This window comes from Rhodococcus baikonurensis (assembly GCF_040489275.1).
Lineage (GTDB): Bacteria > Actinomycetota > Actinomycetes > Mycobacteriales > Mycobacteriaceae > Rhodococcus_F > Rhodococcus_F baikonurensis.
The window spans coordinates 129,465-148,768 of sequence record NZ_JBEUOQ010000002.1 but is presented as its reverse complement, the minus strand read 5'-3'; the positions used below and the strand labels follow the sequence as shown (position 1 = coordinate 148,768).

Annotated in this window: 19 protein-coding genes; 7 read left to right on the top strand and 12 right to left on the bottom strand. The window is 63.1% G+C overall.

Going from position 1 to position 19,304, the window contains the following annotated elements:
• Window positions 1–12: 12 nt before the first annotated feature.
• The 3 genes from ABWI03_RS04860 to ABWI03_RS04850 form a co-directional block, all read right to left on the bottom strand.
• Window positions 13–1,728, bottom strand: coding sequence for a glycerol-3-phosphate dehydrogenase/oxidase (locus ABWI03_RS04860; protein WP_298777332.1), 1,716 nt, complete (start codon window positions 1,726–1,728; stop codon window positions 13–15).
• Window positions 1,729–1,776: 48 nt separating this feature from the next.
• Window positions 1,777–3,285 carry a glycerol kinase GlpK gene (gene glpK, locus ABWI03_RS04855; RefSeq protein WP_200316396.1) on the bottom strand — a complete coding sequence of 503 codons (1,509 nt, stop codon included), beginning with the start codon at window positions 3,283–3,285 and terminating at the stop codon, window positions 1,777–1,779.
• A gap of 65 nt (window positions 3,286–3,350) precedes the next feature.
• Window positions 3,351–4,178, bottom strand: coding sequence for an MIP/aquaporin family protein (locus ABWI03_RS04850; protein ID WP_124567820.1), 828 nt, complete (start codon window positions 4,176–4,178; stop codon window positions 3,351–3,353).
• A gap of 239 nt (window positions 4,179–4,417) precedes the next feature.
• Between ABWI03_RS04850 and ABWI03_RS04845 the strand changes: the two genes are divergently transcribed.
• Window positions 4,418–5,401 (top strand): sugar-binding transcriptional regulator, encoded by a 984-nt coding sequence (locus ABWI03_RS04845; RefSeq protein WP_095971275.1) that lies wholly within the window; start codon window positions 4,418–4,420, stop codon window positions 5,399–5,401.
• On the opposite strand, the gene ABWI03_RS04840 is transcribed toward ABWI03_RS04845, so the two are convergent.
• Entirely contained in the window at window positions 5,336–6,139 is an 804-nt protein-coding gene (locus ABWI03_RS04840) for a TetR/AcrR family transcriptional regulator (protein WP_235170110.1), read from the bottom strand. The two genes, ABWI03_RS04845 and ABWI03_RS04840, sit on opposite strands and share 66 nt — an antisense overlap.
• 93 nt (window positions 6,140–6,232) lie before the next feature.
• On the opposite strand from ABWI03_RS04840, the gene ABWI03_RS04835 reads away from it, so the two are divergent.
• A complete protein-coding gene (locus ABWI03_RS04835; RefSeq protein WP_298777331.1) occupies window positions 6,233–7,186 on the top strand; it encodes an ATP-binding cassette domain-containing protein in 954 nt (317 codons plus the stop codon).
• Window positions 7,183–7,944 carry an ABC transporter permease gene (locus ABWI03_RS04830; RefSeq protein ID WP_298777330.1) on the top strand — a complete coding sequence of 254 codons (762 nt, stop codon included), beginning with the start codon at window positions 7,183–7,185 and terminating at the stop codon, window positions 7,942–7,944. The genes ABWI03_RS04835 and ABWI03_RS04830 overlap by 4 nt, the downstream gene beginning before the upstream one ends.
• Before the next feature lie 91 nt (window positions 7,945–8,035).
• On the opposite strand, the gene ABWI03_RS04825 is transcribed toward ABWI03_RS04830, so the two are convergent.
• The 5 genes from ABWI03_RS04825 to pdxH all read right to left on the bottom strand — a co-directional run bounded on the left by ABWI03_RS04825 (window position 8,036) and on the right by pdxH (window position 13,067).
• Window positions 8,036–8,398, bottom strand: a complete 363-nt coding sequence (locus ABWI03_RS04825) for an FKBP-type peptidyl-prolyl cis-trans isomerase (RefSeq protein ID WP_003940440.1) — start codon at window positions 8,396–8,398, stop codon at window positions 8,036–8,038.
• Between the two features lie 37 nt (window positions 8,399–8,435).
• Complete coding sequence (locus ABWI03_RS04820) at window positions 8,436–9,734, bottom strand: citrate synthase (RefSeq protein WP_020908786.1); 1,299 nt, start codon at window positions 9,732–9,734, stop codon at window positions 8,436–8,438.
• Window positions 9,735–10,102: 368 nt separating this feature from the next.
• Window positions 10,103–11,050 (bottom strand): aldose 1-epimerase family protein, encoded by a 948-nt coding sequence (locus ABWI03_RS04815; protein ID WP_298777329.1) that lies wholly within the window; start codon window positions 11,048–11,050, stop codon window positions 10,103–10,105.
• Window positions 11,051–11,091: 41 nt separating this feature from the next.
• Complete coding sequence (locus ABWI03_RS04810; RefSeq protein WP_095971281.1) at window positions 11,092–12,357, bottom strand: MFS transporter; 1,266 nt, start codon at window positions 12,355–12,357, stop codon at window positions 11,092–11,094.
• A complete protein-coding gene (gene pdxH / locus ABWI03_RS04805) occupies window positions 12,354–13,067 on the bottom strand; it encodes a pyridoxamine 5'-phosphate oxidase (protein ID WP_298777328.1) in 714 nt (237 codons plus the stop codon). Before pdxH ends, ABWI03_RS04810 begins: the two co-directional genes overlap by 4 nt.
• A 244-nt stretch (window positions 13,068–13,311) precedes the next feature.
• On the opposite strand from pdxH, the gene ABWI03_RS04800 reads away from it, so the two are divergent.
• The 4 genes from ABWI03_RS04800 (at window position 13,312) to ABWI03_RS04785 (ending at window position 17,565) form a co-directional block, all read left to right on the top strand.
• On the top strand, window positions 13,312–14,439 hold the full coding sequence (locus ABWI03_RS04800) for a citrate synthase 2 (RefSeq protein ID WP_003940025.1): 1,128 nt from the start codon (window positions 13,312–13,314) through the stop codon (window positions 14,437–14,439).
• 63 nt (window positions 14,440–14,502) lie between these two features.
• Window positions 14,503–15,624: a phosphoserine transaminase gene (serC, locus tag ABWI03_RS04795; protein WP_007733484.1), complete on the top strand. Its 1,122-nt coding sequence runs from the start codon at window positions 14,503–14,505 to the stop codon at window positions 15,622–15,624.
• 197 nt (window positions 15,625–15,821) lie between these two features.
• Window positions 15,822–16,727 (top strand): septation protein SepH, encoded by a 906-nt coding sequence (gene sepH, locus ABWI03_RS04790; protein WP_200316400.1) that lies wholly within the window; start codon window positions 15,822–15,824, stop codon window positions 16,725–16,727.
• 52 nt (window positions 16,728–16,779) lie between these two features.
• Window positions 16,780–17,565: a DUF6928 family protein gene (locus ABWI03_RS04785; RefSeq protein ID WP_298777327.1), complete on the top strand. Its 786-nt coding sequence runs from the start codon at window positions 16,780–16,782 to the stop codon at window positions 17,563–17,565.
• Between the two features lie 20 nt (window positions 17,566–17,585).
• Here the strand turns inward: ABWI03_RS04785 and ABWI03_RS04780 are convergent, their stop codons facing one another.
• Genes ABWI03_RS04780 through ABWI03_RS04770 form a run of 3 tightly spaced genes read right to left on the bottom strand, consistent with a single transcriptional unit; the run spans window position 17,586 to window position 19,278 of the window.
• Window positions 17,586–17,846 (bottom strand): DUF2537 domain-containing protein, encoded by a 261-nt coding sequence (locus tag ABWI03_RS04780; RefSeq protein WP_095968839.1) that lies wholly within the window; start codon window positions 17,844–17,846, stop codon window positions 17,586–17,588.
• Window positions 17,843–18,649: a TrmH family RNA methyltransferase gene (locus ABWI03_RS04775; protein ID WP_003939731.1), complete on the bottom strand. Its 807-nt coding sequence runs from the start codon at window positions 18,647–18,649 to the stop codon at window positions 17,843–17,845. Before ABWI03_RS04775 ends, ABWI03_RS04780 begins: the two co-directional genes overlap by 4 nt.
• Before the next feature lie 38 nt (window positions 18,650–18,687).
• Window positions 18,688–19,278: a TetR/AcrR family transcriptional regulator gene (locus tag ABWI03_RS04770; protein WP_253252768.1), complete on the bottom strand. Its 591-nt coding sequence runs from the start codon at window positions 19,276–19,278 to the stop codon at window positions 18,688–18,690.
• Between the last annotated feature and the right edge of the window lie 26 nt (window positions 19,279–19,304).

Here is a 19,304-nt window from a genome sequence, read left to right as displayed (position 1 = left end):
GGTGTCTCGGACTCAAACCTGTCCGACAGTGACTCCGGTGCGGACGTCCGGCGCACCCAGGCGTGCCGCATCAGCCGTCAGGTCGTCGGGTTGCTCCTGCGATTCCCGCTCGGCGGCCACACGCAACCGGTAGTGCTCGATCTCCTCCGCGATGTGCTCGGGAGTCCAACCCAGCACCGGTGCAACCAGTTCGGCTACTTCCGCGGCTGCGGCGTCGCCGCGGTCGTTCACCTCGATGGAGATGCGGGTACGACGGGTGAGGATGTCGTCGAGATGCTGAGCACCCTCGTGGCTCGCGGCGTAGTGAATCTCCGCCTTGAGGTACTCAGTGGCGGAGTCCAACGGCTGCCCCAGTTCAGGCCTCGCCTCGATGAGTTCGAACAACTCGTCAGCCAAAGTGCCGTACCGCCCGAGTAGGTGCTCGATGGTCGAAACGTGGAGCCCGGTGCGCTCAGCGGTGAGATGCCGATTGTTGTGTGCGGCAAAATAGCCATCGGCACCCACCAGCTGGATACGCTCGGTGCAGGACTTCGGCACCTTCTGTTCGAGTCCGTGTACCGCGGAATCGACTGCGTCCTTGGCCATCACGCGGTAGGTCGTGTACTTGCCACCGGCGACCACCGTCAACCCTCGAACCGGACTCGACACCGCGTGCTCACGCGAGAGAGTGCTGGTCGAGTCCGATTCGCCGAACAACAACGGACGCAGTCCCGCGTACACACCGACAACGTCCTCGTGCGTCAACTCGTCCTGGAGCAGCTTGTTGACATGTCCGAGGATGTAGTCGATATCGCTTCGGCTCGCTGCCGGATGCGCGAGGTCGAGGTTCCAGTCGGTGTCCGTCGTACCGATGATCCAGTGGCTTCCCCACGGGATCACGAACAGCAGACTCTTCTCGGTCCGCGTGATGATTCCGGTAGAGGAGTTGATGCGGTTTCGCGGGACGACCAGGTGCACACCTTTCGAAGCGCGAACCTGGAATTGCCCTCGCCCACCGACCATTTCCTGGATCTCGTCGGTCCAGACCCCGGCGGCGTTGATGACCTGGCGAGCACGGATCTCGAAGGCACGCCCCGTTTCCAGATCCACTGCCTTCACTCCGACGACGCGGTCCTCCTCGCGGAGAAAGCCGATTACGCGGGTGCTGTTGACGCACAGCGCGCCGTACTCGGCGGCCGTGCGCGCCAGCATCATCGTGTGGCGGGCGTCATCTACCTGACCCTCGTAGAACTTGACCGAACCCCGGATAGCAGAACGCTTTCCGGACGGGAACGATTCGAGTGTCTTCTTCTTGCCCACATGCTTGTGGTGTGAGGGAACCCCGCGGCCGGCGCCCATCACGTCGTAGACGCCGATGCCCAGACCGACGTACGGTCGGTCGATCAACTTCTCGAGCGGGTAGATGAACGGCACCGGCTTCGCGAGATGCGGGCACAGCGAGTTCAGAACCAGCGACCGCTCACGCAGTGCCTCGAAAACGAGCGCAAAATTGAACTGCTCGAGGTAACGAAGTCCACCGTGGAACAACTTGCTCGACCTGCTCGAGGTTCCGGACGCGAAATCGCGAGCCTCCACCAAGCCCACCTTCAGACCGCGAGTTGCGGCGTCGAGTGCGCTACCCGCGCCGACCACGCCACCGCCGATGACCAGGACGTCGAGTTCGGTTTCTTCCAACTTCTTCAGCGACTCCGCCCGCGAAGACGGACTCAATGCTTGTGCTGTGCTCATGAAAACTGTTCCTTCACTTGAAAATAGGTAGAAATGCGGGCGCCGCGATCAGTCTGCGTCGACCCAGTCGAGTGTTCGAGTGACCGCTTTCTGCCAGCCGGCGTACAACCGCTCGCGCTCGGTCGAATCCATCGACGGCGTCCAGCTCTTGTCCTTCGCCCAGTTGCTGCGGATGTCGTCCTCGCTCTCCCAGTACCCCACGGCCAGACCAGCGGCATACGCAGCACCCAAAGCCGTGGTCTCGGCCACGACAGGGCGGATCACCTCGACGTCGAGCAGATCGGCCTGGAACTGCATGAGGAGTTCGTTCGCTACCATTCCGCCGTCGACCTTGAGTACTTTCAGGTCGACACCCGAGTCGAGGTTCATCGCCTCGATCACCTCACGGCTCTGGTACGCAGTGGCTTCGAGCACCGCCCGGGCAAGGTGCCCCTTGTTCACGAACCGGGTCAGACCGACGATCGCCCCGCGTGCATCCGCGCGCCAGTGCGGTGCGAACAGACCCGAGAACGCGGGCACGAAGTACGCGCCGCCGTTGTCCTCCACGGAGCGTGCGTTCACCTCGATGTCGGCCGCGTTGTCGATCATGCCGAGGTTGTCCCGAAGCCACTGGACCAGCGAACCGGTCACGGCGATCGATCCTTCCAACGCGTACACCGTTGGCTGTTCGCCGATCTTGTAACAGACGGTCGTCAACAATCCGTTCTTGCTCATCACCTTCTCGGTGCCGGTGTTGAGCAGGACGAAGTTGCCGGTTCCGTAGGTGTTCTTCGCTTCGCCTGGAGAGAGGCAGGCCTGGCCGAAGGTTGCCGCCTGCTGATCGCCGAGGATTCCGGCGATCGGTACGCCGGACAGGGTGCCACGTTCACGAACGAATCCGAAGACCTCGGAGGAGCTGCGAATCTCGGGAAGCATGGACTCCGGAATCCCCATGTCGGCGCAGATCGCCGAATCCCAAGCGAGAGTGTCGAGATCCATCAGCAGAGTACGTGAGGCGTTGGTCGGATCGGTGGCATGCACTCCGCCTTGGACACCGCCGGTCATGTTCCACAACACCCAGGTATCCATCGTGCCGAAGCACAACTCGCCAGCTTCGGCTTTGTCGCGAGCGCCCTCGACGTTGTCGAGAATCCATTTGACCTTGGGACCCGAGAAGTACGTCGCCAACGGCAATCCGGTGACTTCGGTGTACTTCTTCGGCCCGTCCTCGCCGGCGAGTGCAGTACAGATTCGATCGGTGCGTGTGTCCTGCCAGACGATCGCGTTGTAAACGGGCTTCCCCGTAGCGCGCTCCCAGACCACCGCCGTCTCACGCTGATTGGTGATTCCGACGGACGCGATGTCGGCTGCGGTCAGGTCGGCATTCGCCAGCGCGCCGGCCGTGACGTTGCGGACGTTGTCCCAGATCTCGATCGGATCGTGTTCGACCCAACCCGCTTGCGGGAAGATCTGCGAGTGCTCATGCTGTTCGACGGCAACTACGTGCCCACTGTGATCGAAGATCATGCATCGAGTGGAGGTGGTTCCCTGGTCTATCGCGGCTACGAATTGCGCCATCGTGCTACCCCTTTTGGTGTCGAAGAAAGTGCGAGAGATTTACTGTCAGAGATGATGATTCGCCATCACGCCGCGATAGTGGCCTGTTCCTCGGGCGCCTTCTCCACCGAGTCGTCAGGCAGGAATCGTCCTACCAGCTTGTCGTAGAGGAACACCCCGATCGGAGCGCCGATCAGCGGTCCCACGATGGGCACCCAGAAATACAAACTCCCGTACTGATCCCGCCAGGCGCTGCCGTAGCCGGTGAGATACGACGCCAGTCGCGGACCGAAGTCACGGGCCGGATTGATGGCGTAACCCGCGTTGGTCGCCCAGGCGAATCCGATTCCCACCACGATCAGTCCGACGACAAACGGTGCGAGATTCGCGAGCGGCGGAGTGCCGCGAGAATCCGTCACGGCAACGATGAGGAACAGCAGGATCGCCGTGCCGATGATCTGATCGATCAGTGCCGAGCCGAGGCTGACCGGGAGCGTTCCGTTTCCGGGCATCGTCGAGAAGATCGTCTGAGTCGCCGTGGTGTGTCCGGGATCGATGGCATTGAGCATGTCGTTGTAATTCCACCGGACGATCAGGGCCGCGACAAAGGCTCCAGCGGTCTGTGCCAGCGTGTACGGCAATACCTTGCGCCAGGAGAAGTCACGGAAGATCGCGAAGGCAAAGGTCACTGCGGGGTTCAGATGAGCACCCGTCGCCCGGCCTGCGACATAGATGCCGAACATGACGCCGAGTCCCCAGGCCCACGCGATACTGTCGTGTCCGCCGAGACCCCCACCGCTCCCGCCGGACACAACCTGCGCTACAACTCCGACGCCGAACAAGATCAGGATCATCGTTCCGGCGAACTCGGCTGCCAACTCGCCTGGGAGCCCTAATCGCTTGGCTTTCTCCATCCCCACCCTCACTTCGTTGTGATGCATGTCATAGTTTGGATTGCTGCACCCGTAGCGTAATTCCCTTTGCACATTCACGCATAGCTCGTGCACATATGTGCAAATGCCTCATTTGCGCACCGTAACGCGGGTAACAGACAGACTTCTGGGACTTTGCGTGATCGAGCGCCTCAACCTGGTTCTACTCGGATAAGATTCGGTTCAGTGCTCTTGCACGTACGTGCAGACAGGACGAACCCATGGAAACTCCCACTTCCGACTCCGTTACCTCCGATCCGGCGGACCCGCGCATCTCCGACGCAGTTCAGGCCGCGCGTCTCTACTACTTCCAAGATCAGACGATGGCTGCCATCGGCCGCGACATGGGAGTGTCCCGATCCACCGTCTCCCGATTGATCACCTACGCACGCACCTCAGGTCTCGTCGAGATCAAGATCAGCACCCCGCACGGCCAGGCTCCACGCATCGAACGCGAGTTCTCGGAAAGGTACGGAGTGCGCGCCCACGTGGTGACCGTCCCGGAACTGGTGGGAGATCTCGAGCGACTCGAGAAGGTCGCGACTTTCGCCGGGCGCCTGTTGGCATCGTTCTTCGACAGCGACATGGTGATGGGGATCGCCTGGGGAACCACTCTCAGCGAAGTCAGCAAGCACCTTGCCCCCAAACGCACGTACAACTCGTACGTCGTCCAACTCAACGGCGCCGCGAATACTCGTACCACGGGAATCTCCTATGCCAGCGACATCATCAGAACGATCGCCGACGCCTACGGTGCTCTGCCACAAGGATTTCCGGTGCCCGCCTTCTTCGACTACCCGGAAACCCGGGAGCAGCTGTGGCGCGAACGCAGCATCAAACGCGTACTGGACATGCAGAAGCGAATGGATCTGGCAGTCTTCAGTATCGGCGTCCCGGGTGGCAATGTGCCGAGTCACGTCTACACCGCCGGCTACCTCGAACCCGATGAAGCAGAGGCACTTCGACGCGACGGAGTGGTCGGGGACATCGCAACCGTGTTCTTCCGGTCGGACGGGAGCTACCGCGGAATCGAACTCAACGAGCGCGCGAGCGGCCCGCGACTGGACCTTTTCGAGAAGGTCGCCAGGCGCGTGTGCATCGTCGCCGGAACAGCAAAACTGCCCGCGTTGGAGGGAGCCCTACGGGGTGGGTTGATCACCGACCTGATCATCGACGACGTCAGTGCCACCGCGCTGGTGTCCTGACCGCTGCACCAACTTCTCGATTCCGTCGAGCAGCAGGCCGAGCGAGAAACCGAAATCGAAAGCGTCGTCGCCGGCGGCCTCGCCCTCCGGACTGCCGTCCTCGAAGCCGCCCTCGTCAATTGCAGCGCTGAGGTAGGGAAAGTCCTCGCGATTGATCACTCGTGCGATGAGGGCGCCGTAAGCCACGTCGTCGTCTGCCGACTGTGCCGATCGCGACGCAAGGTCGGCCGAGAATCGGGCACGACCGATCACGAACAACGACACGTTGGTCACCACTTGGAACTTCGACGCGGCGCTCAGCGCGACACCGTCAAGCGCGCTCAGACCCGCGTCGAGCCACGCCATGTTGTTGGGTCCGGTCGGCGGAGCGGTAATGGGTAGCTTGAGCCACCACGGCCGACTCAGCATCGTGGCGTATTCGTGATTCGCCCACGCTTCGAGCTTGACGCGCCATGACACTCCGTCGGGAATTACCGGCGGTGGACCGATCACCCGATCCGAAATCAGTTCGATCAGTTCGTCTTTGCTCGCCACGTAGCGGTAGAGCGACATCGTCGTGAACCCGAGCGCTTTGGCCACGCGGCCCATCGACAGAGCCGTCACACCTTCCGCGTCGGCCAACTCGATCGCGGTGTCGAGAATGTGCTCGAGACTGAGCCCCTTCTTGGGACCCCGCGTTCCCGGCTGGTCCAGTCCCCAGGCCAGCTCGACTGCTCTCGGTAGCGCTCCGCGATCCATAAGCTCCCACTCTTCACTCTTGCCATCATCCTAGAACTGTGTACGCTATAAACACTCGTTTATGCCATACACAGTTCTTCCTTGGAGGTCTCGATGTCAGGAACGATCCCCGCAATCTCGGTCCGCGGACTTCGTAAGCGATACGGCGATCAACAGGTACTGGACGGACTCGATCTGTCCGTCCCGGCCGGATCGGTATACGCCCTCCTCGGCGCGAACGGCGCCGGAAAGACCACGGCCGTAAGAATTCTCACGACCCTCATCCCCTTCGATGCCGGCGAGGTCACGGTCGCGAGGCATTCGCTCCCTGGCGATCCACAGAACGTCCGCCGACGCATCAGCGTCACCGGGCAATACGCGGCCGTCGACACACTGTTGACCGGCTCCGAGAACCTGACTCTCCTGGGCGAGCTGAATCACCTGGGCCGGAGGAGGTCTCGACGACGTGCCGACGAACTTCTCGACCAGTTCCACCTGACGGACTTCGGCGACAAGCGAGCGGGCGACTATTCGGGCGGCATGCTCAGACGACTCGACATCGCGATGAGCCTCGTCGCGAAACCGGACATCGTCTTTCTCGACGAACCCACCACCGGCTTGGACCCGCGAAGCCGCCACGAAATGTGGTCGATAGTTCGTGACCTCACGGCGTCGGGTGTCACGATCTTCCTCACCACCCAATACCTCGACGAGGCGGACGAACTGGCCGACACCGTAGGCGTTCTCAGCGATGGGCGTCTGGTCGCCGAGGGAACACCGGACGAGCTCAAACGTCTCGTTCCCGGTGGCCACGTCGCGCTGCAATTCGAGAATCTGACCCAACTCGACCTCGCCGCGGCATCACTACCGCAGGCACATGCGAATGCCGAGACCTTGACCTTGCACATACCCTCCGACGGCGCGGTTCCGTCGATCAAAGCCATCCTCGACTCGATCGACGATCCGTCGATCACCGTCGAAAAGTTCTCTGTTCACACCCCAGACCTGGACGACGTGTTCTTCGCGCTCACCGGATCAGGCCAACCCGAGATTGCGAGCGTTCGATGACCTCCACCATTGCAGTCGATTCCGCGGTGATGCTTCGCCGGAATCTCAAACACGTTCTGCGTAGTCCAGATTCGATGATCACCGCGATAGCCCTTCCGGTCATGCTCATGCTGCTGTTCGTCTACGTATTCGGCGGCGCCATCAACACCGGTAGCGAGTACATCGACTACGTCGTGCCCGGAATCATCCTTCTGTGCGCCGGTTTCGGTGCCTCGACCACCGCGGTCAGCGTCTCGAGCGACATGAAGGACGGGATCATCGACCGTTTCCGGACCCTGGCGATCTCTCCGTCGTCGGTCCTGACAGGTCATGTACTGGCCAGCGTCGTCCGCAACGTACTGACTACGGCGATCGTGGTCGTCGTTGCGCTGATCATGGGATTTCGCCCGACAAGCGATCCGCTGCGCTGGCTCGGCGTCACCGCTGTGATCGTCGCCTTCGTCTTTGCCATGTCATACCTCTCGACGGCTTTGGGACTCTTGGCCCAGAACCCGGAGGCTGCAAGCGGATTCACCTTCGCCATCATGTTCCTGCCCTACGTCAGCACTGCCTTCGTGCCGGCCGAGACCATGCCGTCTTGGCTGCAGGGGTTTGCCCGGCACCAACCCGTGACCCCGATCATCGAGACAGTGCGCGGACTCCTGATGGGCACGCCGATCGGAAACAGTGCCGTCACCGCGCTCGCGTGGTGCCTGGGCATCGCCGCCGCGGGATTCGTGTGGTCGAACTGGCTCTACCGACGAAAGACCGCTAGCTGACCACACAAGAAAGCCCCACACCTGACGGTGCGGGGCTCTTTTGCTGTGCGCCTTTATTAACCGCGGGGGGTTAATAAAGGCGCACAGTGAATTACTTGGCGTCCAGCAGATCGATCACGAAGACCAAGGTCTTGCCGGAAAGCTGGTGCCCTGCACCGGCGGGGCCGTAAGCCAGCTCCGGCGGAATGGTGAGCTGGCGACGTCCGCCGACCTTCATGCCGGGAATGCCGTCCTGCCAACCCTTGATCAGGCCACGAAGCGGGAACTGAATGGACTCGCCGCGGCTCCAGGAAGAGTCGAACTCTTCACCGGACTCGAACTCGACACCGACGTAGTGAACGTCGACGGTGCCACCGGGAACGGCTTCGGCGCCTTCTCCGACGACCAGGTCCTTGATGACCAGATCGGTCGGCGCGGGGCCTTCCTGGAACTCGATTACGGGCTTGCTACTCATGGGTCCTCCTCGTTGAGGCGAAAATTGTGGGCAGGGGCTAGCGGGTGGTGATATCCCGATAGTCACGCTCGGTGTAGCCGGTGTAGATCTGGCGCGGGCGGCCGATCTTCGTAGCCGGATCCTCGTGCATTTCACGCCAGTGCGCAATCCAGCCTGGCAGACGGCCCATGGCGAACAGCACGGTGAACATGCGCGGCGGGAAGCCCATCGCGCGGTAGATGAGGCCGGTGTAGAAGTCGACGTTCGGGTAGAGCTTGCGCTCGATGAAGTAGTCGTCCGTGAGGGCGGCCTCTTCGAGTTGCATTGCGATGTTGAGCAGTTCGTCGTCGCCGCCGAGCTTGGCGAGGATGGTGTGCGCGGTTTCGCGGACCAGCGCAGCGCGCGGATCGTAGTTGCGGTAGACGCGGTGCCCGAAGCCCATGAGCTTCACGCCGTCTTCCTTGTTCTTGACCTTGCGGACGAACTCGGCCGCGGTGCTACCGCTGGCCTTGATCTCGTCGAGCATCTCGAGCACTGCCTGGTTCGCGCCGCCGTGCAGCGGGCCCCACAGTGCGTTGATGCCAGCAGAGACGGAGGTGAACAGGTTGGCGTCCGACGAGCCGACCATACGCACGGTCGACGTGGAGCAGTTCTGCTCGTGGTCGGCGTGCAGGATCAGCAGCATGTCGAGCGCCTTGGCGACCTCGGGATCACCCTGGTAAGGCTCGGCCGGGAAGCCGAACGTCATACGCATGAAGTTCTCGACCAGGTTCAAGGAGTTGTCCGGGTACAGGAACGGCTGACCCACGGACTTCTTGTACGCGTACGCCGCGATGGTCGGCAGCTTCGCGAGAAGACGGATGGTGGACAGCTCCACCTGCTCCGGATCCTCGGGATCGAGCGAATCCTGGTAGTACGCCGACAGTGCGTTCACTGCGGACGAGAGAACCGGCATCGGATGAGCGTTGCGCGGGAACCCGTCGAAGAACCGCTTGAGGTCCTCGTGGAGCAGGGTGTGTCGACGGATGCGGTCCGTGAAGGACTCGAGCTGGGCGTCGGTCGGCAGTTCGCCGTAGATCAGCAGGTAGCTGACCTCGATGAACGTCGACTTACCTGCCAACTGCTCGATGGGGTATCCGCGGTAACGCAGGATTCCCTTCTCACCGTCGATGTAAGTGATTGCAGAACTGGTGGATGCAGTGTTCACAAAACCGGGGTCAAGGGTGGTGTACCCCGTTGTGGCCAGCAGCTTTCCCAGCTCGATGCCGTCATTGCCCTCTGTTGCCCTGGCAATGGACATCGTGTACTCACCACCGGGGTAAGTAAGCGTGGGCTTTGTGTCATTGTCAGCGGGCACGAAGGATCCCTCTCAAGCTCGAACCAACGAGTAACTACATGCGATCAACTAGAAACTAGTCGCACGGGAGAGATCGTGCCGAAGGAGGGTCGCCCCACGGCTATTTTTCGGGCACTCAGGAACCCGACATACCGACCTGAACTGAAACACGTTTCAGCTCGAGTTTTCTCGCTTGTGTGACTAGAAGATTCAGTCTACGGAATCGCCGATCGACCGCGCTGATCTGCAGGCTTCGGCCCAGATCCGCGACAACGGCGAATGCCCGCCCTTTCGCCGACTCCTGCGTCAGTGACACACGAGACGAAAAACAGGTTGGTATCGACCGATACCTACTGGGCGTTACACGATCTCACACTATGAGAGCCGGATCACAGCGCTTTGATACCCCAGCTACCCGTCCACGTCTGCCCCGGATGGAGCACCAGTAGATCGATGCCCGAATTGAAGGCGTCAGGCGGGCAGGTCATCGGCTCCAACGCCAATGCACGGCCGCGGTCGGGATACCCCTTGTCGTTGGCGGGATCTGCGATGAACGCCTGAATCCATGGGAACTCGCGGTTGGTCCACAGGGCAGTGCCCGTTCCATCCGGCGCGAGCAATTCGTGCTGCGTGCGACCACTGCCGTCGACGACGTCCAATGCGCTGTACGGAGTGTCCAACTGAACCCCGGCAAGCAGTCTCGGTGTCCGGAAGTCGTAGTCCGTACCGGCGACTGCCTGTGAATAGGCGTTCGGCAGCATCCTCGCCGGATCGATCGGCAACCGCGTGCCCGCTGCCAGATGCAGAGCACATTCGTCGAGCGGAAAGTCGCCGGCGCGAATGAAGGTGTGCATTCCGAGCCCGAACGGCGACGAGGTCGCCCCCTTGTTGGTGGCCGTGTGAGTGACGGTCAATCCGTCGGCACCGACCTCATAGGCGATCGTCAGCTGCAACGGATAGGGCCAACCCTTGTGAAGTCCCACGTCCACCGACAGTTCGACGCGCTCGTACGTGTGGTCCACAAGGCTCCAATTGCGACGCCGGACGAACCCGTGGCTCGCGTTCCCCAGCGCAGGTTCGGTGATCTCGAGTTGATGCTCGATCCCGTCGAACATGAAGTGCCCGTCGCGAATTCGGTTGGGCCACGGCGCGAGAACCAATCCGGCCGACAGTGGTGGCTTCGATCCGAGTCCCCAGGTCTCGGTCAGCGCACGCCGACCGTTGGGACCCTCGTGATCGAGAAGCCGCAACCCGGCACCGGCCGCGGCGATCTCGGCGCGATAGCCGCCACCCCGGATCTCGAACCCTCCCCTACCCGTGCTGTGCGGCGCAGTCATACGTACCAGTTTCCACCACGAGCGACCGGTTAACCAGGACGTCAGACGGCGCGTCCCACCTTGTAGCGAACGAACGCGGGAAATGCGAGGGCAGAAAGGACTACACCGACGATCACCAGGAAGCCGCCGCCCGCTGCCGCGACACCGGTCCCGAACAAGAAGGCCGCACCGCCGTGCAGTACGTCACCGATACGCGGACCACCTGCCACGACCACGATGAACACGCCCTGCAGTCGTCCGCGCATGTCGTCGGTTGCCACTTGCTGAAGCATCGTGCTGCGGAATGCGGCCGAGACCATGTCGACCGCGCCGCCGAATGCCAGGAACGCAACAGCGATCCACAGCAGAATCACACTGGAACCAGGGCTCGCGAAGTACACGGCAACGCCGAAGCCGACCATCGACAGCCCCCACAGCGCGATGCAGACCAGCACGGCCCGCCCCTGGTACTGAACCCGCGGCAACCAGCCCGAGAAGACTCCGCCCAGAACGGCTCCCACGGACATCGCCGCGAACAGCAGTCCGAGCGCAAAACCACCGCTGGCGGGGTCGCCGAAGGATTCGTGTGCGATCTCCGGGAACAGTGCTCGCGACATCCCGAACACCATCGCGATGATGTCCACCACGAACGACGCGAGCAGAACCTTCTGCGTCGCGAGATACGTGAAACCGCCCAGGACCTCGCTCAATCCTGCCCGTCGAGACGTGCCGGTCGGCGGAATCGCCGGGAGCTTCCATACCGCCCACAGCGTGGCGAGAAGAAAGATCGAGTCGAGCAGGTACAGCAGTTGCAGACCGGCCGACGGTATGAGGACACCAGCCAGTAGCGGGCCGGCTATCGCACCGAACTGCACGACAGTCATGTTCAGCGAGTTCGCGGCAGGCAACTGCCTGCCCGGAATCAACCGAGGGATGATCGCCGCTCGCGTCGGCTGGTTCACCGCGAAGAACGCCTGTTGAACCGAGAACAGGCCGAGCACCAACCACACGTTGTTCACGTTCAAGGCGGCCTGGATCCAGAACAGCACCGACGTGACACCGAGTCCGATCGAGGTGATCATCAACAGCCGTCGTCGATCCATGACGTCGGCCAGTGCGCCGCCCCACAGACCGAAAACGACCAGCGGGACCAGACCGAAGATTCCCGTCAGACCGACGTAGGCCGAGCTTCGGGTGATCTCGTACACCTGTTGCGGTACGGCGACCACGCTGAGTTGAGCGCCGATAACGGTGACGATGCCGGCCGTCCACAGCCGTCGATAGTCGCGATTCTCGAGCGGAGTCGTGTCCGCGAGTAGCCGGCTCACGGCTGGAGACGGACGGCGGACCACTGTCCGTCGACCAGGCTCGTGCGAACTCGATTGTGCATGCGGTTCGCGCGTCCTTGCCAGAACTCGACGGACTCGGGCCGGATCAGGATCCCGCCCCAGTTCGGTGGCACCGGAATCTCGCCGTCCACGCCGAATCGGGCAGCGACCTCACGCAGTTGCTCGTCGAGATCGACACGCGAGTCGATCGGGCGAGACTGAGACGACGCCCATGCGCCGAGCTGCGAACCTCGAGGCCGGGTTCGCCAATACTCTTGCGTCAGTTGAGCACTCACCCGCTCGGTGGTGCCGCGGACGATCACCTGCCTGGCAAGGGTCAGCCATGTGAAGTTGGCCGACGCGTACGGGTGGGCGGCGAGGTGACGAGCCTTGTCGGATCCGTAGTTGGTGAAGAAGAGGACGCCGTCCTCGCTGAGCCCTTTGCAGAGCACGGTCCGCGACGCCGGACGGCCACCCTCGTCCACCGTCGACAGAGTCATGGCGTTGGGCTCCGGAGCGTCCGCTTCGACGGCGTCCACGAGCCATTGACGCATGAGGGGCAGCCAACCGGTCTCGACGACCGAAGTATCCAATTCCGCACTCATGCGGTCCTCGACGGACTCCGATTCGCTGCCTGCTTGCGGATAGCCCACACGCATGGCCGCGAGTTCGTTGTCCACCGCCTGCGGGTCCTGACGTTCATTCGACACAGCCGAGAACGCTACTCCCGGGTACTCACTGGCCAACGGCTACGCGGCACGCGCTAAAGTTTGCCGTGGCTAGACCCGACCCGGACCGCGAGCCGCACCAGCGACAGCACCGAATCGGGACGAGACGATTGCGCAGTACGAAACACGGTGCGTGCTCATCCCTGCGAGCACCGAGGCGCAGTCACTGAAGCTGAGGCAGTGCGACTGTAGACCTGGCGCACTCGAACGAGGAGAGTCCACGAGAATGGCAGCGAGCGCAGCAATACCGGACGATTTTGTGAGCGGACTCGAAGGCGTCGTCGCCTTCACCAGCGATATCGCAGAACCCGACAAGGACGGCGGCGCACTGCGCTACCGCGGAGTCGACATCGAAGACCTGGTCGGCCAGAGGGTCACCTTCGGCAACGTATGGGCCCTTCTCGTCGACGGACGCTTCGGCCCCGGCCTCCCGCCGGCCGAGCCGTTCCCCCTCCCCATTCACACCGGCGACGTCCGAGTCGACGTCCAGGCCGGACTGGCGATGCTGGCCCCCATCTGGGGTTACCAGCCGCTCCTCGACATCGATGACGAGACCGCCCGCGACCAGCTCGCCCGCGCATCCGTCATGGCACTGTCGTACGTCGCGCAGTCCGCTCGCGGCATCTACCAGCCTGCAGTCCCCCAGAGCCGTATCGACGAGGCCAAGACGGTCACCGAGCGCTTCATGGTGCGCTGGAAGGGTGAGCCCGATCCGGCACACGTCGAGGCAATCGACGCGTACTGGGTCTCGGCAGCCGAGCACGGCATGAACGCCTCCACCTTCACGGCCCGCGTCATCGCCTCCACCGGCGCCGACGTCGCGGCTTCGCTTTCCGGCGCCATCGGCGCGATGTCCGGCCCGCTGCACGGCGGCGCACCGGCCCGCGTTCTTCCGATGATCGAAGAGACCGAGAAGACCGGCGACGCCCGCGCACTGGTCAAGGGAATCCTCGACCGCAAGGAAAAGCTCATGGGCTTCGGACACCGCGTCTACCGCGCCGAAGATCCCCGTGCACGCGTGCTCCGCGCCACCGCGAAGCGCCTCAACGCTCCTCGCTACGAGGCAGCCGCAGCTCTCGAGCAGGCTGCACTGGCAGAACTGCGTGAGCGTCGTCCCGATCGCGCGATCGAGACCAACGTCGAGTTCTGGGCCGCCGTCATCCTCGACTTCGCCGAGGTTCCCGCGCACATGATGCCGGCCATGTTCACCTGTGGTCGCACCGCCGGCTGGTGTGCACACATCCTCGAGCAAAAGCGTCTCGGTAAACTGGTACGCCCGGCCGCCATCTACACCGGCCCGGCGCCCCGTACTCCGGAGTCGGTCGAGGGCTGGGACCAGATCAGCCACGCGTAGTACCCCGCTCGAATTCGCCAATCACGGTAGTACAGAACACAAGTGAAGGAACAGAAAGAAGCGATGACCTCCACACCGATCATCCCCGCCGACCTCAAGCCCGCCGACGGACGCTTCGGCTGCGGTCCTTCCAAGGTTCGCCCCGAGCAGCTGCAGTCCCTGGTCGAGGTGGGCGCTTCGGTGTTCGGCACCAGCCATCGCCAGAAGCCGGTCAAGAACGTTGTTGCCAGCATTCGGTCCGGCCTCGCCGATCTGTTCTCACTGCCCGAGGGCTACGAGGTCGTCCTCGGTAACGGCGGAACCACTGCGTTCTGGGATGCGGCTGCATTCGGCCTCATCCGCGAGAAGTCGCTGCACCTGACCAACGGCGAATTCAGCTCCAAGTTCGCTTCGGTGGCCAAGGCCAACCCGTTCATCGGTGACCCGATCGTCGTTTCCGCCGATCCGGGCAGCGCGCCGGTGCCGGTCTCCGACCCGTCCGTCGATCTCATCGGCTGGGCGCACAACGAGACCTCCACCGGTGTGTCGATTCCTGTCTCGCGCCCCGCGGGTTCGGAGAACGCCCTGATCGCCATCGACGCCACCTCGGGCGCCGGTGGACTTCCGGTCAACGTCGCAGATTCCGACGTCTACTACTTCGCTCCGCAGAAGTGCTTCGCTGCTGACGGCGGACTGTGGATCGCACTGATGAGCCCGGCCGCCCTCGAGCGCGTCGCGGAGATCAAGGATTCGGGTCGCTGGACGCCTGACTTCCTCTCGCTGCCCATCGCCGTGGACAACAGCTCCAAGGACCAGACGTACAACACCCCGGCCTTGGCCACCCTGCTGCTCTTCGCCAACCAGATCGAATGGATGAACAGCAACGGCGGCCTCGACTGGACCACCGCTCGCACCGCGGATTCGTCCTCGCGCCTGTACAACTGGGCCGAGGCCAGCGAGTTCGCCACGCCGTTCGTCGCTGATCCGGCACACCGCTCGCAGGTTGTCGGCACCATCGACTTCAACGACGACGTCGACGCTGCCGAGGTGGCAAAGATCCTGCGCGCCAACGGAATCGTCGATACCGAGCCGTACCGCAAGCTCGGCCGCAACCAGCTGCGCGTCGGCATGTTCCCCGCTATCGATCCCGATGACGTCACCGCTCTCACCAAGAGCATCGACTGGGTCGTTTCTCAGCTCGGCTGATTTTCGCATTGCTTCACCGCTCGGCCCCCGACATGACGTCGGGGGCCGAGCGTCGTTTGCCAGGCCTTGTGAGCTACCACACCGGTGGTCGGATCCGAGGTCATCTCGCCCTGCGTGTCCTGCCGAGTCCATGGTCACGAATGAATTACAGTTGAGCGCGGCGCAAAGTCGCGAGCCGGCGCGATAAGGAGGTCAATGTGCGAGAGCTTCGAGTGATCGGACTTGAACCCGATGGATCGCATGTGGTGTGCGCAGATGCTGAAACCGGCCAGAAATTCCGGCTTCCCGCCGATGACAAACTTCGTGCAGCTTCCCGCGGAGACGTGGCTCGACTCGGCCAGATTGAGATCGAAATGGAAAGCCAACTCCGTCCCCGCGAAATTCAGGCGCGCATCCGTTCCGGCGCTTCCGTAGAGCAGGTCGCCGAAGAAGCGAAGATCCCCATCAGCAAGGTCGAGCGCTTTGCGTACCCCGTCCTTCTCGAGCGTTCCCGCGCCGCGGAGATGGCCCAGGGCGGACACCCGGTCCGCGACAACGGTCCGACGGTCCCCACCCTCTCCGAAATCGTGACTCACGCATTCCGCGCCCGCGGCCACAGCATCGACGAGGCCACCTGGGACGCCTGGCGCGACGAGGACAATCAGTGGGTCGCCCAGTTGCAGTGGCAGGCCGGCCGCACCACCAACGCCGCGCACTGGCGCTACCAGCCCGACGCGCACGGCGGAACGATCGTCGCGCTCGACGACGCGGCATTCGACTTGATCGATCCCGACTTCGGTCGCCCGCTCCGCGGCCTGGTACCGGTGGCATCGAGCGAGCCGGAACAACTCGAACTGTCCCGATTCGACGTCGAACCGGTGGCGGAGATCGAGCCCGAGCCCGCAGTGGTCCCCGAGCGGACGGTAGTGGCGGAACGGATCGTGGCGCCCGAACCGATTGCTGTCGAGCCGGAAACCGTCGTCGCCGAAGAGGTTCCCGAGCCTGCACCGGATGTGACCCCGAAAACCGCTCCGCAGCAGACGCAGACCAAGGACAAGCGCGGACGGCCTGCTCTGCCCTCGTGGGACGACGTACTCCTCGGGGTCCGCAGCAGCGGTCGCTGACCCGAAGGAAAGTATTCTTCTTTCGAGCGAGGCTGAGGAGAGAGGGCTGCCGGTGGCTGCACGGGTATCGACGATCTGGTTTCTGGGCGGCGCAGACGCTCGCACCGAATTGAGCAAGTACCCACAGCCTGATCAGACCGAGGCGCTGAAAATCGCCATGTCGCTGTACCCGGACAAGGAGTTCGAGTCGCTCGGGCCTCAGCCGCTGTCCATCGCCGCGACGGTGAGCCCCGGGTACGTCTTCGTCGGCGCGTACGGCCGAGTGAGTGTCGTCTGCAGCTCCGAACTCAGCACCTTCGTTCCCTCGAAACTACCTGAGTCCTGGCACCTTTCAGCCGAGGGTGGCTCGACGCTGTTGATCAGCTCCGTCCCCGAAACCGCGCAGGGTTCGTTTGCGCTGTGGGAGGACGGCGAGCTACGACGCTCGTTCAGTGCCATCCCGATCGACATCGTCGAAAATCTGGGGATCCCGCAGACCTGGGAACGGGAATTCTGGGCCGGCAACCATCCCCTGCGTTACCCGCCCGGGATCCTGCCCGATCCGCAGTCACTTCCGTTCCACCCACAACAGTTCGCGGAGTCTGCCAACCTCGAGTGGCTGGGATTTCGATACACCGGCGCGCCGCGAGAGCACGAACTCGACACGACGCAGATTCGCCTGTGGGGCTTCAAGATTCATCGCCCCGGCGAGGCACCCAAACCTGCGCCCCCAGCTCCCGCACCGGTACCCGAGCAGGCGCCGACAGAGGTGCCCATGCCCGAGAACCTGCCGCCGATCCACGACGCACCGGTGGCCAAGCCGCGCGGCCGCCTCGCTCGGTACTTCGGGTTCAAGTAGCGCGAACCGGCATCACACGGTCATGCGGCTATCGCTGCGATCCATCCGAGCGGAACTCCGGCCGCTGCCCCGAAGACCACCCATCGCCAGACGGGAATCGCTCGCCAGCGCCACACGGTCGGCGCAAGTCCGCCTACCGCAATGAGATTGACGACGACTGCCAGGAGCACGTTCACGTCGCCGAGCGCGATGCAGAACGCCGCGACGGCGCTGGTCGAGAGCATCGCGGCGAATACCGACACCGCGATTCCGGTGAACCAGGGCGTGCGGTCAGAAGTCACCGGCCGGTCCTGACACGTTCGTAGAAGGCCATCGCCGCTGCGGTCGCGACATTGAGTGAATCGGTGCCTGGCGCCATCGGTATCTTGGCGCGAATGTCGGTGGCCCGCATCGCATGTTCGGTCAGACCTGGCCCCTCGGCGCCCAGCAGTAGCGCCACCTTCTCTCCGGTCATCGCTTCGGCCAAAGTGACCGCTTCCGGATTCGGAGTCAAGGAGATGAGCTGAAAACCGTTGCCACGCAGCTCATCCAAGTCGTGTGGCCACTTTGCCACATGCGCGAATGGCACTCGCAGCACGTGCCCCATCGACACACGGACCGACCGCCGGTACAGCGGGTCGGCACAACCCTTCCCGAACAGAACTGCATCGACACCGAGCCCCGCCGCGTTGCGGAACATCGAACCGAGATTCTCGTGATCGTTGACGCCTTCGAGGACCACTACGGTCTTCGCGTCCTTCAACACGTCCGAAACTGCGAGCGGCGCCGGGCGTGCTGCTGCAGCGAGGACGCCACGGTTGAGGTGAAATCCGACGACCTCGGCCATCACTTCCGCGCTCGTACGGTAGAACGGCACGTCCACACCGTCGAGATCGTCAGCGAGCTCCAGGAGCCGTCGTTCGACGCCGAGGAGACTGATCGGCTCGAACCGCGAGGTCAGCAGTCGCTGGGTGACGAATACTCCCTCGGCGATGACCAGCCCCTTGCCCTCCGGCAGGTCAGGGCGCCGATCCGAGGAGTTGAGATCGCGAAAGTCATCCAGCCGGGGGTCGGCGGGATCTGAGATGTCGATGACGTGAACCACGGGTCTATCGTGCCGAGCCCCCCACCACTACTCCCGACCTAGCGCAACAGCGTGACGAAATGCGCGTCGAGCACCTGGCTGATCACCTCTGGATTGGTTCGCTCGGGATTGTCGACGCCGTGCGACGCGAGCCCGTCGGCGAGCGCATGCAATCTCATCGCCTCGATGTCGACCGAGGCACCCGGCCGTAGAAATCCCGCTTCAAACGCTGCGTCGACGAACGAACGAAAGTGCCCGAACAAGGTCCGATCCGTCTCGTCACGCACTGCCGTCAACGCCGAATCGGTTTGAGCGGCAGCAGCAAAAGCCTCCCAGACCTGCATTTCTTCTCGCCGGTCTTCGTCGAGGGGAACGAACTGATCGGTGAACTGACGGATGGCGCGGCGGATGTCGGGATCGAAGTCGATGCCGGCAATCCTTTCCTCCACCCGGACGGTCACGAGCGTCATCGCGAACAGCAAGAGTTCGGACTGCGTCGCGAAGAAGTGACGTAGCGACCCCGTCGACATCTGTGCCTCGTCGGCCACGGCGCGGACGCTGGCGCTTGCGACACCGTCGCGTCGGATCACACGCCACACGGCCTCGGCGATCTCTTCACGCCGCTCATCCGGACTGCTACGTTTCACCACTTCACAAAACTAACACAGCTGTGCTA

Coding starts and splice junctions, on each gene's coding strand:
- glpK (WP_200316396.1), bottom strand. CDS start 3,285: ATGGCGCAATTCGTAGCCGCGATAGACCAGGGAACCACCTCCACTCGA.
- ABWI03_RS04815 (WP_298777329.1), bottom strand. CDS start 11,050: ATGACTGCGCCGCACAGCACGGGTAGGGGAGGGTTCGAGATCCGGGGT.
- ABWI03_RS04800 (WP_003940025.1), top strand. CDS start 13,312: ATGGCAGCGAGCGCAGCAATACCGGACGATTTTGTGAGCGGACTCGAA.
- ABWI03_RS04845 (WP_095971275.1), top strand. CDS start 4,418: ATGGAAACTCCCACTTCCGACTCCGTTACCTCCGATCCGGCGGACCCG.
- serC (WP_007733484.1), top strand. CDS start 14,503: ATGACCTCCACACCGATCATCCCCGCCGACCTCAAGCCCGCCGACGGA.
- ABWI03_RS04825 (WP_003940440.1), bottom strand. CDS start 8,398: ATGAGTAGCAAGCCCGTAATCGAGTTCCAGGAAGGCCCCGCGCCGACC.
- ABWI03_RS04840 (WP_235170110.1), bottom strand. CDS start 6,139: ATGGATCGCGGAGCGCTACCGAGAGCAGTCGAGCTGGCCTGGGGACTG.
- ABWI03_RS04850 (WP_124567820.1), bottom strand. CDS start 4,178: ATGGAGAAAGCCAAGCGATTAGGGCTCCCAGGCGAGTTGGCAGCCGAG.
- ABWI03_RS04860 (WP_298777332.1), bottom strand. CDS start 1,728: ATGAGCACAGCACAAGCATTGAGTCCGTCTTCGCGGGCGGAGTCGCTG.
- ABWI03_RS04830 (WP_298777330.1), top strand. CDS start 7,183: ATGACCTCCACCATTGCAGTCGATTCCGCGGTGATGCTTCGCCGGAAT.
- ABWI03_RS04835 (WP_298777331.1), top strand. CDS start 6,233: ATGTCAGGAACGATCCCCGCAATCTCGGTCCGCGGACTTCGTAAGCGA.